At 36.5% G+C, this 14794-nt stretch carries 24 protein-coding genes; 3 read left to right on the top strand and 21 right to left on the bottom strand.

All coding sequences use genetic code 11. From position 1 onward, the window contains the following. Positions 1-3: 3 nt before the first annotated feature. From RUH95_RS01965 to RUH95_RS02010, 10 genes are all read right to left on the bottom strand, one after another. The gene (locus RUH95_RS01965) at positions 4-381 is read right to left on the bottom strand and encodes a head decoration protein (RefSeq protein ID WP_313891130.1); all 378 of its coding nucleotides are present in this window, start codon (positions 379-381) and stop codon (positions 4-6) included. A 2-nt stretch (positions 382-383) separates the two neighbouring features. Next, a complete protein-coding gene (locus RUH95_RS01970; RefSeq protein ID WP_313891131.1) occupies positions 384-1439 on the bottom strand; it encodes a head maturation protease, ClpP-related in 1056 nt (351 codons plus the stop codon). After that, the gene (locus RUH95_RS01975; RefSeq protein WP_313891132.1) at positions 1429-3009 is read right to left on the bottom strand and encodes a phage portal protein; all 1581 of its coding nucleotides are present in this window, start codon (positions 3007-3009) and stop codon (positions 1429-1431) included. Before RUH95_RS01975 ends, RUH95_RS01970 begins: the two co-directional genes overlap by 11 nt. A gap of 16 nt (positions 3010-3025) precedes the next feature. Further along, positions 3026-3268, bottom strand: a complete 243-nt coding sequence (locus RUH95_RS01980; protein WP_313891133.1) for a DUF6148 family protein — start codon at positions 3266-3268, stop codon at positions 3026-3028. Beyond that, a complete protein-coding gene (locus RUH95_RS01985; protein WP_313891134.1) occupies positions 3265-5052 on the bottom strand; it encodes a phage terminase large subunit family protein in 1788 nt (595 codons plus the stop codon). The genes RUH95_RS01980 and RUH95_RS01985 overlap by 4 nt, the downstream gene beginning before the upstream one ends. Then, a complete protein-coding gene (locus tag RUH95_RS01990) occupies positions 5039-5593 on the bottom strand; it encodes a hypothetical protein (protein WP_313891135.1) in 555 nt (184 codons plus the stop codon). Before RUH95_RS01990 ends, RUH95_RS01985 begins: the two co-directional genes overlap by 14 nt. A 476-nt stretch (positions 5594-6069) precedes the next feature. Then, positions 6070-6636, bottom strand: coding sequence for a tyrosine-type recombinase/integrase (locus RUH95_RS01995; protein ID WP_313891136.1), 567 nt, complete (start codon positions 6634-6636; stop codon positions 6070-6072). Beyond that, on the bottom strand, positions 6633-7199 hold the full coding sequence (locus tag RUH95_RS02000; RefSeq protein ID WP_313891137.1) for a LuxR C-terminal-related transcriptional regulator: 567 nt from the start codon (positions 7197-7199) through the stop codon (positions 6633-6635). The genes RUH95_RS01995 and RUH95_RS02000 overlap by 4 nt, the downstream gene beginning before the upstream one ends. A gap of 15 nt (positions 7200-7214) precedes the next feature. Beyond that, complete coding sequence (locus RUH95_RS02005) at positions 7215-7493, bottom strand: hypothetical protein (protein WP_313891138.1); 279 nt, start codon at positions 7491-7493, stop codon at positions 7215-7217. Positions 7494-7585: 92 nt separating this feature from the next. After that, positions 7586-7759 carry a DUF3954 domain-containing protein gene (locus RUH95_RS02010; protein ID WP_313891139.1) on the bottom strand — a complete coding sequence of 58 codons (174 nt, stop codon included), beginning with the start codon at positions 7757-7759 and terminating at the stop codon, positions 7586-7588. A 337-nt stretch (positions 7760-8096) separates the two neighbouring features. Between RUH95_RS02010 and RUH95_RS02015 the strand changes: the two genes are divergently transcribed. Together RUH95_RS02015 and RUH95_RS02020 are read left to right on the top strand one after the other, a co-directional pair. Then, entirely contained in the window at positions 8097-8285 is a 189-nt protein-coding gene (locus RUH95_RS02015; protein WP_313891140.1) for a DUF4083 family protein, read from the top strand. Positions 8286-8486: 201 nt separating this feature from the next. Then, positions 8487-8996: a DUF3231 family protein gene (locus tag RUH95_RS02020; protein ID WP_313891141.1), complete on the top strand. Its 510-nt coding sequence runs from the start codon at positions 8487-8489 to the stop codon at positions 8994-8996. Between the two features lie 140 nt (positions 8997-9136). On the opposite strand, the gene RUH95_RS02025 is transcribed toward RUH95_RS02020, so the two are convergent. The 3 genes from RUH95_RS02025 to RUH95_RS02035 all read right to left on the bottom strand — a co-directional run bounded on the left by RUH95_RS02025 (position 9137) and on the right by RUH95_RS02035 (position 10375). After that, a complete protein-coding gene (locus RUH95_RS02025) occupies positions 9137-9454 on the bottom strand; it encodes a hypothetical protein (protein WP_313891142.1) in 318 nt (105 codons plus the stop codon). A 42-nt stretch (positions 9455-9496) separates the two neighbouring features. Continuing rightward, complete coding sequence (locus tag RUH95_RS02030; RefSeq protein ID WP_313891143.1) at positions 9497-9667, bottom strand: hypothetical protein; 171 nt, start codon at positions 9665-9667, stop codon at positions 9497-9499. A 78-nt stretch (positions 9668-9745) separates the two neighbouring features. Next, a complete protein-coding gene (locus tag RUH95_RS02035) occupies positions 9746-10375 on the bottom strand; it encodes a hypothetical protein (protein ID WP_313891144.1) in 630 nt (209 codons plus the stop codon). 197 nt (positions 10376-10572) lie between these two features. On the opposite strand from RUH95_RS02035, the gene RUH95_RS02040 reads away from it, so the two are divergent. Next, positions 10573-10956 (top strand): hypothetical protein, encoded by a 384-nt coding sequence (locus tag RUH95_RS02040; RefSeq protein WP_313891145.1) that lies wholly within the window; start codon positions 10573-10575, stop codon positions 10954-10956. A gap of 151 nt (positions 10957-11107) precedes the next feature. On the opposite strand, the gene RUH95_RS02045 is transcribed toward RUH95_RS02040, so the two are convergent. From RUH95_RS02045 to RUH95_RS02080, 8 genes are all read right to left on the bottom strand, one after another. Continuing rightward, complete coding sequence (locus tag RUH95_RS02045) at positions 11108-11314, bottom strand: hypothetical protein (RefSeq protein ID WP_313891146.1); 207 nt, start codon at positions 11312-11314, stop codon at positions 11108-11110. 367 nt (positions 11315-11681) lie between these two features. Next, positions 11682-11849 (bottom strand): hypothetical protein, encoded by a 168-nt coding sequence (locus RUH95_RS02050; protein ID WP_313891147.1) that lies wholly within the window; start codon positions 11847-11849, stop codon positions 11682-11684. Next, positions 11846-12745 (bottom strand): hypothetical protein, encoded by a 900-nt coding sequence (locus tag RUH95_RS02055; RefSeq protein ID WP_313891148.1) that lies wholly within the window; start codon positions 12743-12745, stop codon positions 11846-11848. Before RUH95_RS02055 ends, RUH95_RS02050 begins: the two co-directional genes overlap by 4 nt. 65 nt (positions 12746-12810) lie before the next feature. After that, a complete protein-coding gene (locus tag RUH95_RS02060; protein ID WP_313891149.1) occupies positions 12811-12945 on the bottom strand; it encodes a hypothetical protein in 135 nt (44 codons plus the stop codon). Then, positions 12938-13135 carry a hypothetical protein gene (locus RUH95_RS02065; protein WP_313891150.1) on the bottom strand — a complete coding sequence of 66 codons (198 nt, stop codon included), beginning with the start codon at positions 13133-13135 and terminating at the stop codon, positions 12938-12940. Before RUH95_RS02065 ends, RUH95_RS02060 begins: the two co-directional genes overlap by 8 nt. Beyond that, on the bottom strand, positions 13128-13787 hold the full coding sequence (locus tag RUH95_RS02070; RefSeq protein WP_313891151.1) for an ORF6N domain-containing protein: 660 nt from the start codon (positions 13785-13787) through the stop codon (positions 13128-13130). Before RUH95_RS02070 ends, RUH95_RS02065 begins: the two co-directional genes overlap by 8 nt. A 54-nt stretch (positions 13788-13841) precedes the next feature. Beyond that, a complete protein-coding gene (locus RUH95_RS02075) occupies positions 13842-14192 on the bottom strand; it encodes a zinc-finger domain-containing protein (protein WP_313891152.1) in 351 nt (116 codons plus the stop codon). Then, entirely contained in the window at positions 14189-14713 is a 525-nt protein-coding gene (locus RUH95_RS02080; RefSeq protein WP_313891153.1) for an XRE family transcriptional regulator, read from the bottom strand. The genes RUH95_RS02075 and RUH95_RS02080 overlap by 4 nt, the downstream gene beginning before the upstream one ends. Positions 14714-14794 lie beyond the last annotated feature (81 nt).

The following is a 14794-nucleotide window of genomic DNA, read 5'->3' on the forward strand; positions in this document are numbered from 1 at the left end:
CCCTTAAATAGTTGATTTCAGATAAATACCGTTTATTTTTAGTGTTTCTTCGTGATCTGTAATAGTATCTGTTCCACCCAAAATTAATGCTGAGCGATTAAATGCGCCAGAGACATAAACTTGGGCGTTAATTGCAGTGCCAGATCCGCTACCAGTTGCAACCGTGTCCGTTAAGATAACCGTGCCAGTGATTGCTGGAGTCGCCGTTTTATTTGCAACAGCATATTTGCCTTCTGCATCTTTACCAAGTACGGTACCTCTTAATAGGTTTTCTTGACCAGCCACTACTGCTACAATCCCTACTTGCACAGGAAAAGATGTATCTGGGATTAAATTGTCATAATCGAAAGTTCCGGCCAGATTTCTTAATTGTTGTGCCATGTTTATTTCCCTCCCCATAGTTTTTCGAATTCATTTACTACTTTTTCGTCTTCAGTTGCTTTATTTTGTGGTGCATGGCCGCCAACAACTTCGTTTAATGGTTCAGCATCTTGCTGTAAATTTGCTAATGTCTGTGTACCTCTTGCTTTTTCAGCTTTAATAATATTTACCGCTAATGCTTCAGCAGTGATTTTGTCATCAAATTTAGCTGCATTTACCAACGCTTCGTTTCCTGGAATCGCAAGATCTTCAATATTTTTAATACGAAGATTTTCAGCTGCGGCACCTTCGTTATAACCCTCATTTTTTACTTTTTCAAATAGTTCTGGATGTTCATTTTTCAACTTTTCAAAATCCATAATTGTATTGCCTCCTTTTTGTGAAATTGGTTCTTCTAATGTCGAAGTACTGTTTACAACAGTATGAGAAGGATCTTGTGATAGTTCTTGACGTACTTTATCAATTACTTCCCTTGGTAACATCCCATTAACTAACTCTGGTCTTTCTAGATTAGCAACTGCTGTATATTCATTTTCAAACATTACAGTATCAATAAATCCAGCCTCTTTTGCCTCATGTGCAGTCATCCATGTGGTAGCATCCATCATGTTTTTCAACTCATCCACTGTCTTACCTGTTTTTGCAGAGTATGCATTAATAATTGATAGATTTATCTTTTGAAGGAACTCACTATTAGCATTCATATCCCGATAATCACCTTCGATACCATTTTGCGCATTGTGAATCATTAGTTGCGCAGTGGGAGACATTTCAACAATGCCTGACATAGCAATTACGGATGCAGCACTTGCAGCCACGCCGACTATTTGATTTTTTACAATCCCATCAAACGCCTTTAAATTTGTATAAATTTCTGATGCAGCAAATACAGATCCTCCACCAGAATTAATAATTACCTGCAGTTCGCGATCTTGATTTCGAACAGCTTGTTCAATTGCACTAGAAACCTTCCCTGGACTAACAGCAGGAATACCAAACCAATCATATATCCACTGATCAGCATCACCTATAATAGGTCCCTTAATGTCAATCTTCATTTTTTTCCACCTCCTCTCTTTGCTCATCTATTGGCACAGTAGCTAATGCTTCTTCTACTAACCCTGCTTCTTTACGTACCTTTTCTTCCATTACACGTAAATCGTGATTTTTGAAGAAGTCTCCACCTGTTAGCTCAGTCGTTTCACGTGTTCTGGTACTATAACCGCCTTTAACACGAAGTTCAGCAGCTCTTACTTCTTTTTCTGGATCAAGTTGTCCTTGCGTTGGACCATTCCACTCTGCTTTACAATAAGCATGCTTAACCAGTGGATCAGTAAAAAAACCTGGTGCATATATGCGCCCTTTTGCAACTGCTTCCACTAAAAAAAGCTCATAAATTGGTTGGCAAAATCCATTAGCCATCCATTCACGACGCTTTTTATACATCTTCCAAGCTTCTAAAAGAGCCCCTCTTGATGCCGAATATGATGATGTAAAATGTTTCATTAATACTTCATAAGGTATTTCAAGTGCTACACCAATCTGCCTACAAATAGATGTAACAAAACTATCAAAGGCTGTGTTTGTACGATTTGGATTTGCAAATGATACTGTTTCTCCTTCACGTAAGAAATTCACAACGCCATTTCCTAGCTCAACCGTATCATCATTGTCTGGATCTATTTGATCTCCGTCTGAAACTCCTCCTAATTCTGGATTAGGTGGTGCTTCTGTTGTTACAAATGCTGTAAACATGCTTGAAATTACAGCCGACATTAATTCTGCATCAGAATACCGAGATAACTGTTTTAATAATTCAACGACTGGTGCTAAAATCGGAACACCTCTACGTTGTTCAGGTCTTTCAACATCCATTAAATGCAATATGTTTGGTCGGCCTGACTTTGAACCATATTTTTCAATACGAGTCCATTTATTTTGAATACTAAACACTGAGCTTGGATGATATTTTGCAACGTGATAAGCAACAATTTCACCTTTGCTATCTATTTCTACACCATTAATCAACTTTTCATCTAGAAATGTATTTACTGTTGGGTTACATACTCTATCAGCTTCGATGACCTGTACAGTCAATTCATATGGTGTTCCTACTCGTTGGATCATAGGCAAGGTAGTAAATACATCACCAGACATTAAATACGATAAAAAAACAAGTTGTTGAAGCTCGTAAAAGTTACTCATACGTGTTGTATCGCAATTTTTACTTTCTGCCCAAAATGCAAATTCACGTTCAACTTTCGTTTCCCACGCATCTCCTTCTTCAGGAGTCAATCCCAAATATTCATAGTCTATTTGTGTATTAAGTTTTAAACCAGCTCCAACAATATTTGTGACCATTCCCCTTAATGCACCAGTTGCAATAGGTGCACCCATAAATAAATCCCTCGAACGCTCTCGTAATGTCCCAACATTATACTCAATGTCTTCAATTGCTGAACCTGCTTGTGTTTGAAATCCTGCCATACTGGACTTTCTAGTACTTGCTCCATGATTCCCATAACCAAAACCGCCTTGCTCTACTGCATTTACTGCTTGTCTTGTTATAGCTCGCTGTAATGCATGTTTAGGGCTTACAAATCCTACGACTTTATCAATAATATTCACTTTTTACACCCACTTCCTACAGATCACGAGGAATAAAGCGCCTTGCTCGTGTTACTTTTCGTCCAGACGCTTGCAATTCAAGTCCTGCGACTTGGTTGCGCCAGTACTCAATTTGCTTTCGAATCTCACTAATATTTGCATAAGTTAATGAACGTGAACCAATCGAATAATTTTGACCATTCGTTACTTTAAGTTCTGCATCTAACCAAGCGCCTAAATGTATTCTTGCTCGTTCTACTGTAATAATTGCTTCACTCATCGATTTGTTCTCCTTCTTCTCCTATTTGTATTCGTTGCCTTTTCCTTTTGTGATGTCATCATTTGATATTCTTTATCAAAGTTAGGGTTCAAAATTTCAATTGCTGCTGTATTATAAACTCTTAAGTCAAACGCTTCATTTCGAGCTCGTATTTTCACCCATTTTTGATAGGGTATTCCACGTTCGTATCGTGTTTCTAATTTTTCAGCTGTTAAACTTTTGAAATATGGCAATTCGTAACCCTTTCCTTTTGGGTAATGACAATAGTTTGGACCAAATTCTTCTACGTTTAAGCTTGACATTACTCTCGATTTTCCATCATTTACTCCAAGAGATACTAGCAATGCTTTTAAAGGCTTCGGTCTTGATGTTCCTGCAATAAGTGGTAAATATTCACCTTTACCTGCGCTTGCCCCTTTGATGGCATAAACTCGCCTTGCTTCTTTCGTTTTCACAAAACGATACACCTCTTGTGTGAAGTGACCACCGCTATCTATACAAGTACAAGCAATGCCAAAATGACGACCATCTTTTTTCATCCATGTTTTTGTTAAATAAGCGTCAAGCTCTTCCCAAATCCTTGTCTGACTTAAATCCCCATGTAGGACATGGTATTCTATTCCCCAAGATTCTCGACCAACTCCCCAACCAATTACTTCAATTTCAAATCGATCGTCTTGCACATCCACTGCTGCTGTTAATATTTTTACACTAGTTGGAATATCTGCTTCATATTCTTCGCGTCTATTGAAAATAATTTCATCATCAACAACTTCGCCTTCCTCTTCCCATGTTTCACCTAAAGAAGTATTAGTCCAAACTTTCAAGGCTTCAGTGCCTTTCTTTTTAGCTCTCAAATAGGAGGTAATAACTTCCCCCCACCTGCGCCAAGGACTCAGAAGTTCATTCAAATGAAAGCCACGGATCGAAGAATCTGCAGTAGCAATCCACGTTCCTTTTTGACTTTTCCATTCATGTTCCGAACTTAGACAGCCACAATATTTACAACGATGTGACTTTGTTTCAAAATCTAGTTGGCTCCACGTTAAAGGTTGATGCTCCTCGCAAAGAGGACAGGGCAAATTATAGTATTCTTTTGTACTTAACTCGAATTCTTTTTCGATTCTTGAAACTCCTTTTATCGTTGGAGTAGACACTTTAATCTTTTTTCGATTGTAAAAGTTATTAGTTCTTTTTTCAGCTAAGTCTAGTGGATCTCCTTCGCTACCAGCCGATGCAGGATACCTATCTATTTCATCTGCTAATAGTATTCGTATAGGTCGTGCTGCTAATCCGGATGGTGCATTCGCTCCACCTAATGCAATAAATCCACCAGGGAATGATTTATACATTACCGTATTCGAGCTATCCCTTGATTTCGCATCTCCAACACGTTCTTTAAGAACTGGTGTATCTCTAATCATTGGCGCTATACGTTCTTTTGAAAAATCTTTCGCTTTTTGTTCTGTTGGTTGAATCATTAACACTGGTGATGGATCAAAATCGATAAAATAGCCTAATGCATTTAGTAATATCTCTGATTTTCCAACTTGTGCAGAAGCCATAATGACAATATCTTCAGTGTACGGATCATTAATTGCATCCATAATTTCTCGTTGATAAGGTGCTCTATCTGTACGCCATTGCCCTGATTCAGCAGACGATTCTTTAGATAATTTCCGATATTTATCAGCCCATTCAGAAACAGTAAAATCAGGTGGTGGTGATAATGCCTGACTAGATAATCGTTTAAATAGGGATTTTGTTTGTTCAATTTTTTGCATCAGTATCAACTAACTCTGCTTCAAGATGGATGTTGTCTTTACTTATTTCATAAAAAACATTTGGATCATAATTCGATAATTCTTCCATCACTTCATAAATTTCTACCCTTAAAAGTTCTTTTATGGCCATGATTTCAGTTTCACCAGTAACCTTTGCTGCCGCTTTGGTCGGAAATGCTAATAATTGAGCTCTAAATGATGCAAGCATTTGATTCATTACTTCTTCGACATCTTCTGAACGATGCAATTCACCGCTCATGATTTTATATTCAAGTTCTGACTTTTTTCGTCGAGCTCGTGTCCAAAGAGTTTCCTCTTTTGTTTTGTTCATATCCTCATCGACATCTTCAACTTTTTTCTTCACTTGGTAATCAACATAAGCATGTATAGATTTTGTTAAATCATATTGACCTCTATCCACTTTCACAAACGCATTTTCCTTCTCTAATTGTCTTATTCTAGCTGTCGTATAGCCTAGTATTTTCGCTAGTTCGGACGTAGTAACAATTCCTTCTTTTTCACCTGAACCCACTTGTGTCAAGACTTACACCAACCTTTCAACAATTATTTCCCAAGAATTTATACGAAAGCGAAAATCAACTTTTCGAATTACTAACTAATCAACTTACGGGCTCGATAGCACCCGTATGGAAGCTAAAACCCCAGAAGAACCTACCGATTTGTCAGAATACTCCTCATTTATCGAACAATTAAAAGAAAGCCTTATGTATCAAGTGTTTCAAGTTCTTTTATCAGTTGACTTGAGCCTCTGTTAAGTTGTCCTATTCACTTATAGGTGGCAAAGCACAACCTCACACCCTCTCAATGTGTCTTATCTAGGATTGTGTCCGATTCGAAGAAGCGCCTTCAACCCTAGCTCTGTTCATACTTGTAAATAAATTTTCAAATGAATGTATCTATGCCTATGTTTATGACACATACAACACTTCTCTGAGCTTACATATCTAGAACCGACGCATGTTTGGGCATAATAAAAGACGCAACAGTTAAGTTACGTCATACTCTTACGTCTTTAATTGCGGTGATATTCGATTCAATACGTTCTCTTAGGATGCCTAAGTATCTATACGTTTCTTCTTCAGATGTATGATTAAATATTTGTTTTAACTCAGCTACATCTTTGTACTGCCTATAGTATCTTATCCCGAATGTTTTGCGCATTGAATGCGTGCCAAGGTTACCTTCATATTCTAATGTAACTGCAGCTTCTTTAATAATCTCATAAGCGCGCTTTCTACCGATTGGTTTCAAACGTCCTCTTCTATCTCGATTACGACTTGGAAATAGTAAGTCTGTTCGTTTCATACCGGCAGTATAATCTTTAAGAATTCGTTGTAGATGAGGGTGAAGAATAATTCGTTTTAACTTCCCTGTTTTTTGTTCATATATTACTAAATGTGTATTCTCTATGTGTGATACTCGCAAGGGCAATATGTCCGATACTCGCAGACCTATGTATACCCCAGTCATAAATAACACGTAATCCCGTTCTTTCCTTTCCCTAAAATACTTCGCAAATATCGACACCCACTCATCTTCCCAAATTGGCTCAACGCTTCTCATAACATTACCCACCCTTCTGCAATAATCTTTTGTTTGCAAACTATTAAAGTTTTAGAAATGTATTGTTGAGACGTCTCTAAAATTCTTGCAATGTCTGTTTCTGTGTATCCATTAGCATATAGTTCTAATATATCTTTCTGTCTTGCCGTTAGACTTTTCACAATCGATCTTGCTAATTCTTTTTTGAATGCCTCATTTTCCAACTCTTTTATTGATTTTTCGTTATGACTATACTTATCCAATGTTTGGAAAAAAACTGAATTCATATCAACTTTCACTTCTTTTTGAAGAGATGAACGTCTTTCAATACCTCTTCTGTGACCTGGTGTAAATCCTTTATTGAAACGTTCAATTGCAAAATTTAAATTAGAGAGCCACTTTTTAACTGTTTCAATATCTTCTTCAATTAGCTGTAGCTCTCTTATTTCTTTTGCGTTCACTACATTTGTCCGGTCACGTATGCCATCAGGTATAACTATTAAATCTCGGGCGTTTTCAAGTTTAGTTAAGAGTGCTAATGTGTCGCGCTTAGTTGCTCTATACTCAATCAATAAATCTTTCAAGACGCTACACCTCACTTAATGAATTATTTTTTGGATTAAATGTCTAGGACGACGATCAATTACCTGGTTTGCTATTTTATGGCGAGTAAAATCTATTCGTCCTTTATGTTTGGGTTGCTTTTGTTTCTTTTCTTCGATTTGATAAAACTCAATTACCTTTTCTTTAATCAGTCTCCAGTTATCGATGAGCCATCTACCAAACTGAACGAGAGCTTCACACATTGCATTGAAGGCTTTTGAAAATTCCTTTGCGATCGTTTGCAACTTTTCTAAGTTTTCTTGACTGATTTCCATAGATATCTCTCCTTTTGTAAAATAAAAAAGAGCACCAAGTAAACGTCAATTTGACGTCAGCTTAGTGCCCTCGGTTTTTCCGATAAGCGATATTAAAATTTAATTGATTCTTCCAATGTCCCGTTGCACGGTTTGCCACCTTGCCAATTAATCACTTGTTTCCCATACCCTCCTGGAGGACTTGGCAGTATAGTAACTTCACCATCTTTAACAACAATTGCTCCATTTTCTAACAAATCTACTTGTTCTAATATATTTTTATTCAACAAGACTCCTCCTTTTGTGATACACTATCCTTGTCAGAGGCAGGAGAAATCTTGTCTTTTTTTATGCAAATAAACCTTTCGGACCCTGTTTAATCTCACCAATTTTTCCTCGATCTACTACCAATAACATAATATCCAGCTCTCTACGGTCATCCTTTCTGCAATCGTGAATACGTCATACACTTCGTACTTTACCTTTTGATTTACTGGCATTATTGTTCATCCCTTCTACTGCTTATAATGGTCGAAATGTTCATTCCCCTTAGAGGATAAAACCTAATTTACTAAATTTCATAAACATGGTACAATTAGGAAAAGTATCTCTAGGAGGTTTAAAATGAACATTAATATTAATGATTTACTTTTTACACTTTTTTTATTGACTTTAATATTAATAGGTGTCATCTCTTTCTTGCTGTTTATAAGAAGGCTATTAATTAATTCAAGCTTACGGAATAACAATTCTAATGAGATTGAGACTAAATTAGATAAAATCATTGATTTACTTGAAAAAAAACCGCACTAACTCATAACTTTCTAACTATTTTCTAGGCATCAATATAGATGCTTTTTTTCTTGCCTTAATAAAAGATTTTCTTCACATTTTGTTCGAAATGCGAATAAAAATTTGATGTACGTATAACTTAAATTCAAATGAATAATCTTTTATTCTCTGCACACACTATTTCAAGTATGAAAAAATTATAAATTGAACGGGAGTGCAATTATGGGAATACTAAGTGGAAATCCTAAAGATGAACCATTACATTATGGTGAAGTGTTCGGCATTTGGACCAATTTAGCAACAAACAATGGATTAATAGCTGCATATCAAACATTTTTTAATCATACGGGTGATGATGAACTAAAAAAACTAATCGAAGAAGCAGTACAAGGTATGAAAGAAGAAAATAAACAATTAGAAAAGACATTGAAAGTAAATGGTGTCGGGCTTCCACCTGCACCACCAGAACGTCCGGAAGCTAGATTAGAGGACATTCCACCTGGTGCAAGATTTTACGATCCTGAAATCAGCGCTTCACTTTCAATGAATGTAGCGGCAGGTTTAGTTGCTTGCAGTCAAGCTATGGGAATGTCCATTAGAGAAGATATCGGTTTAATGTATGGTCAATTCCATCTGAATAAAGCTCAACTAGGTGCCAAATTGTTACGATTGAATAAAAGTAAAGGTTGGCTTGTTCCTCCACCACTACATGTAGACTTTCCAGATAAATAATAATAATTCTACAGGCAATCTATATTTGATTGCTTTTTTTAATTTTCTTAGTACATATAATGGTCAAAATACGTATTAACGCTTATTGCATTTACACTCTCTAGTAGAAACTCCAATGCGTTTGCAGCGTCTACATTGATTCATTTTCTATTTTCCTCCACTAATAAATATGGAATGCCTGTTTTTCGATCAGTGCCTCCATCTAATAACTGCCCAGTCGCTTTCATTTCGTATTCGAGTATATAGATTTCATCATCTTTTCTTGAAGCTGCCAACGATACTACATTTTCGGAATCTATTAATTTACGAAGATGGTTGTTCAAATCCATAACAGTTTCATCTGTTATAATTCCTGCTTTATGGTCTGCTATAAGTCCCTTAACTTTTTCATTTTGAATTACTTTAGGTTGGTCACCCATGTTGCAAGTGTGAATCCATTTCGGATATACTTTTCGCAATTTCATTTACTCCTTTACGCCATTTTTTGTTCGAAATGTATATTAAGCAGGTTCGCAATCTCGCTTTAAGATACATTTATCGTACTCACCATCATTAACTGTCCAACCACCTTTTTGACGATCATCGCGTATTTCAATGACTTCAAATTCTTCTCCAACTTGATCTGCATACCAGTAGGATTGTTCGGTTGATTTTCTTATTTTGACTAACAAGTTTTACACCTCACTTTTTATTCGAACAGTGTACTATTTCAATCCCACTGCCCTGACGTAATTTTTACGGAATGTGGACTAGTAGATTGTTAAGTCCCACTCTTTAATTACTTGTTTCATTAGTTCGTTTGAAAAGCAAAAGTCCCCATTCTCGGCGCACAAAATCACGTAATCGTCATCTTTCTTGTATACTGGATATTCGTTTCCCTTGTGGAATATTCTTCCCTCTACTTCGGAACTTTTTCCAAATATTATGTGATACAGCAATTTTCTTTCCACATGGTCCTTTTCTTTATTGATCGATAGGTGATGTAACTGCTGGACTACTTCCTCAAGGATCTCAACCTCGCTAGTCGTTACCTCCAACATTCCTGTAAATTCGTAGTCACCCGCCGACCAATCTTTCTCAAATTCCTCACGATTATTTTCATAAGAGCCAAAATACGGATCTTGTTCAGCTAAGTAACAAAACTCTTTGTATTTATCTAAACTATCATCGTGAAAGCTGATAACTCCAAAGTTTTCGCCTGACATATTATCTTCCACTAACAATACCCTAGCACCATTGATTGCTGCCATTCTCTGAATGTAGTTGTCATAATCGGCTTGTGTCACTGTTCCGATTGAGCCTTCATAAACATTTTTGGCATCCTCGATTGTTTTATTTCCAGTCTTTAAAATTGCTATGAATTTACGTTCTTGCGTCATTTCCTTTCTCCCTTCGTATTGAACAATTTGGTCGAACTGTTCTATTAGCCTAGATGTTCAATTTTGTAAAGCTCCATTAATGGACTCATTCGGTTTTCTCTTTGCTTCCTACCAATGTTAATTTCAAAATATTACCTAAAAAACAAACCCTACATTGTGGTAAAATTATTATAGATTTTAGAAGGGATTGGTATTTAATGAAAAAAATATTGTCTTTTGTATTTATTGCTTTATTGTTCTTTTGCTTTAGCGCCTCTTCGCCTGAAGCTTCTGCACAAAAAGTAATGTGGGGGAAAACCGAATTGAAACCTGGACAAATTGGAAAAGTAACAATCTTGCAGTCAACCTCTTTATTCAAAGTAGAAGGTGGTACTTCAGGACCTGTTAAGATTTTTGACCCCGTGCGCATACTAAATCCAGGTGAAGAATATCGTGTGTATGGTACTAAAAATATACAGGGATATGCTCCACTTTATGATGTTGGCGGTGGCTATTATGTGATACAAAATACTTATCCAAATATAGGTCACCTGATGTATGAAACTCCCTCTAAAGCAAAATTAAATTTATTAAACAAATGATAGTCACAATTTGTGGCTATTTTTTTATTTAACAGAACCTACATTTTGTGTCATTAAATGTTTACAAAACATTACCTTTTTTAATACTTTGCCACACCTTTTCATCATCCATTTAATACTGATTGCTTCACATTTTGTGTCTACTACGTCGTTACAACCTGTCTGCAACAGTGCACTTGTTTGGATTTTTACGCTTGGCCAATCTCCTTTTCGCAGTAGGAGTAGTAAGCCATTGAATGTATTTAGGTTGAACTTTTAATTTGTATGCACATTCTTCTGCTGTTCCAATGACAAGTAATTCTTCACCCTTGTAAATTGCGTATTCTGCCTTACGCATATTCTCTTGACGACTTTGCATACTGTTTTAACTCTTGGAGTTCCATATTCTCGTGATAGCAATATTTGCAAAGTATTGACTTCGTAAAAGGTAAAATAGAAATTTCAACTTCGTTTGGTATTACAAGCGGATGCCTGCAATTATCACAGATAATAAACAAACAATTCATTGCATATTCACCGCCTCTACTGATGTTTCTATAAAGTCGAATGCTACAAAGATACATGAACACTCAAAACAATATTTTGCCTTTGTACTTGGCCCCAAACCCATTAAATTTGCTGACTGCGCTAGATAATCTCCAGTCTGATTCAACATGCAATTAGGACATTTATCTTCTACGTTTCCCAAAATTATCTCTCCCTCCATCGCATGATGGAAATACTCGTTATGATCTAATCGCTTTCTGAACTGCAAGCATGTTTAACAAAGAAAAATAGTCCAGTGTTTGCAATTGCTCACCATTAGATGTTTGGTGTATTCCAAAACAGCTTAGTTCTTGGATGATGATTTGTTTCTCAGATTCTCGTGAAAGTTTGATAGGTTTGCCTATCATGATTTAACCCCCAATTCTTTTAATAACCGTTGACGTTCAGCATCAATTGCTGGATCTTTTTCAGTCGTTGTTGCAACTGGTTCATCTTGTTTATAAAACCAATCAGGCACTTTTTCTTCTCTCACACGTTTCGGCTTAGTTGGATTTAGCATTCTGATTTTCAAAGCATCATATCGTTTTCGTAATTTGATTGGCGACAATACATTCGCTTTTTCAAAATCATCTGCCTGTACCCATCGAATAAGCCTAAATATTTCACTTTTATTTCGCTTGTCCAATTCGATAATTCTTCTAAACTCCTCACACCAACTTTGTAAATTCGGTAGTTTGAAGTCTGCGCTATTCTTTTTAATTTCTGAAATAAAAAATGTAGCTAATTTCATTTCATCCGAGTTATCGTCGAAAACTTGTTTGCGACTATTCTTTTTATTACTTGTAGTCTTTGTAGTAGTCTTTGTAGTAATCTCTGGTAATGGTACTGCCAAACTGTCTAAACCATCTACGACTTTTGGCGAGTCCATATTGCCAACTTGGCAATACGTCTGACCGTATGGTGAAATGGTTTGTTTCGGCTCTAAAGCATGTAACTTTTCATAATTTATTCGATACCATTTTGTACGATCGATTGCTAACTTATTAAAACTCCCAGAGACAATTAGATTTTCATTCTCAAGATCTCTAATAATCCGATGGATCGTTCTTGCGCTCCAAAAGGGAAATTGTTTTTGCCATTCGTTCACACTGTTGTAAACCCACTTTTTCCCTTCAACTACGTTTGAACTGTGTTCTGTCCAGTAGTGCAGTTGTTGTAAAAATATCGACTCTGGAAGACCTATTAATACTGCAAGTTTTGGCATTACAAGTAATGGTCTTTCATCTAACAATAAATTCGACATGTAATCCCTCATCTCAGGTGATTTGACTTATACTGCACTATAATTCATAATAAAGTTTCAAATAATTATTTCTGTTGCTGACCAACTTTGCCGAGTTGATCAGCTTTTTCATTTCCTACGATATTCCACAAATTAGTTGCTACAACTGCTGCCGCAATCGAAAATACAAACACAAAAATACCTTCCGGACTATTAAACAAGTCGTCTCACCTCCCTTACAGGAGGCAATTTTTGCTGAATGTATTCCAATCTTCTAAAGGATCTTTGAACATCCAAGCAACGATCATTAGCTAAATCATAATCACCGTTTCTCATGTTTATTTTCATCTGCTCTAAACAATCTTCGATGCAAGCCTGTTCAAGCATTACTTCCGATAGCCACTCATCCATTCCAACGTCCTACATATTTGATCGCCTTTTGCAGTTGGTTCTGCTTAACGTCACGGTATGATTTCACTGCATATTGCTGCTTGATAGAACTATAAATCGCACGGAATACCTCGGCGCGTCTGGAAGGATTTTTTTCAAGCGCAAACACTCTTTCTCCAACGGCTTTTTGCAAACGTTTCTGCTCTCCTGAGTTCAGAGTAATTTGATTTTGTACACTCTGTTCTATAGCCAACACCTTCTTTTCTGTTTTTTCGAGCTTGTCCTCCAGCTCACATATTTTTAAATCTTGTTGTGCAATTAAAAATTCTGGGGATTGCATTTTTTTATTGAGATTGTAATACCCTTCGGTAAGCATGGTGTATGCTTTCCAAGCCTGTTCATTGGACAGCGATTTTGCATGAAGTAAAGCCCCTTGCTCCGTCCACAAATAAAGAACAGATACGTATTTAAGGCTAACGTCATTTTGTTGTGAGCCTTTAAATGCTTTTAAATTTTCGCCTGTTAAAGAGAAGTAATGCTTACCTTCCTCATACCGTTCTTGATTACGTTGAAAATTTCGCTGGATGATATTGTCCTTCGTTTCAAATGCTTCGGCTAATTGTGCGCTAGTTAATACACGCATCCCATCTTGCTCAATTACCTTTAAATCCATTGTCTTAGCCCCTTCCTAAAGGGTAACGTCAATAAGTTGTTACCCTTTGAATTATCAAACTGCGCAAGCATTACTTCTCTTCTTCAAATAAGATAAACGTTCCCTCACATCCTTATATTCACGACCAAGAGCAACAGCTAAATCAGTAGTTGAATACTCTTTATGGAAATCAAGGAGATACCAATCATCGGCTTCGGACCAATCGTTTGGTGCAATCGTTTCACCATGTCCAACGATCATTTTCCCAACTGCACATTCTGTGATACAGTGTTTATATACATGTCTTGACTTGTTATTCATGGGACAACTTTTGCAGAAGTTTTCCTCTAAATCATGAATGGCAAGCCTTGCTTTTCTTTTTTCCAACCTCGCCGCTTTAACTTCTTTTTTCGTAACCACTATCATGCTAACCATCCTTTCGCCATCCATCTTGGTAATAGACCACGAATGCATTCTTTCACAGAGATTCGATAATCCTTTTGTAACTGAATGAGCAAGTTATCGATAAAGGCTCTTCCATCCAGCAACTCTTCCATGAGATTCTTAATTTCCTGTCTTTCGATACTTGTAATAGTCGATGGCGGTTTGGCTAAACAAACATCCTCTAGTTTTTTTATCGCTTCTTTTAGCTCAATCAACGTGTACGATTCAATTGATAATCTATGCTGTTCTATACTCTTTCCTCTAAAAACTGGTGAAGTATATCCACCACTAAATTCAAAGAGAATATCATTTGCATATTCAGGATTGTCATATAGATTAATAGATGCTCTTGCAATGTCTTCTTGCATTTTCCGCTTGTCATTCTTTATATGACTCCCCAGCTGTTGGCTTATATTCAAATCAGCAGCCAATCTCTCTCCCTTCATTTCTTCACTTGCTAGAAGTCTCTCAACTGCTGGACCTACAAATGCTGATTTTTTCAACTAACTTCCTCCCCTTTTTGTATAACTACCTATCTACTTCTATACAACTTTATGTCTTACAATAAAGTTAACTTGATAGAA

Source organism: Psychrobacillus sp. (genome assembly GCF_032154225.1).
In the GTDB taxonomy this organism is placed as follows: Bacteria; Bacillota; Bacilli; order Bacillales_A; family Planococcaceae; genus Psychrobacillus.

Coding starts and splice junctions, on each gene's coding strand:
- RUH95_RS01970 (WP_313891131.1), bottom strand. CDS start 1,439: ATGAAGATTGACATTAAGGGACCTATTATAGGTGATGCTGATCAGTGG.
- RUH95_RS02045 (WP_313891146.1), bottom strand. CDS start 11,314: ATGCAAAGTCGTCAAGAGAATATGCGTAAGGCAGAATACGCAATTTAC.
- RUH95_RS02040 (WP_313891145.1), top strand. CDS start 10,573: ATGAAAAAAATATTGTCTTTTGTATTTATTGCTTTATTGTTCTTTTGC.
- RUH95_RS02065 (WP_313891150.1), bottom strand. CDS start 13,135: ATGGATGAGTGGCTATCGGAAGTAATGCTTGAACAGGCTTGCATCGAA.
- RUH95_RS02070 (WP_313891151.1), bottom strand. CDS start 13,787: ATGGATTTAAAGGTAATTGAGCAAGATGGGATGCGTGTATTAACTAGC.
- RUH95_RS02015 (WP_313891140.1), top strand. CDS start 8,097: ATGAACATTAATATTAATGATTTACTTTTTACACTTTTTTTATTGACT.
- RUH95_RS02075 (WP_313891152.1), bottom strand. CDS start 14,192: ATGATAGTGGTTACGAAAAAAGAAGTTAAAGCGGCGAGGTTGGAAAAA.
- RUH95_RS02050 (WP_313891147.1), bottom strand. CDS start 11,849: ATGATAGGCAAACCTATCAAACTTTCACGAGAATCTGAGAAACAAATC.
- RUH95_RS02035 (WP_313891144.1), bottom strand. CDS start 10,375: ATGACGCAAGAACGTAAATTCATAGCAATTTTAAAGACTGGAAATAAA.
- RUH95_RS01995 (WP_313891136.1), bottom strand. CDS start 6,636: ATGAGAAGCGTTGAGCCAATTTGGGAAGATGAGTGGGTGTCGATATTT.
- RUH95_RS02055 (WP_313891148.1), bottom strand. CDS start 12,745: ATGTCGAATTTATTGTTAGATGAAAGACCATTACTTGTAATGCCAAAA.
- RUH95_RS01985 (WP_313891134.1), bottom strand. CDS start 5,052: ATGCAAAAAATTGAACAAACAAAATCCCTATTTAAACGATTATCTAGT.
- RUH95_RS01980 (WP_313891133.1), bottom strand. CDS start 3,268: ATGAGTGAAGCAATTATTACAGTAGAACGAGCAAGAATACATTTAGGC.
- RUH95_RS01965 (WP_313891130.1), bottom strand. CDS start 381: ATGGCACAACAATTAAGAAATCTGGCCGGAACTTTCGATTATGACAAT.
- RUH95_RS02020 (WP_313891141.1), top strand. CDS start 8,487: ATGGGAATACTAAGTGGAAATCCTAAAGATGAACCATTACATTATGGT.
- RUH95_RS02005 (WP_313891138.1), bottom strand. CDS start 7,493: ATGGAAATCAGTCAAGAAAACTTAGAAAAGTTGCAAACGATCGCAAAG.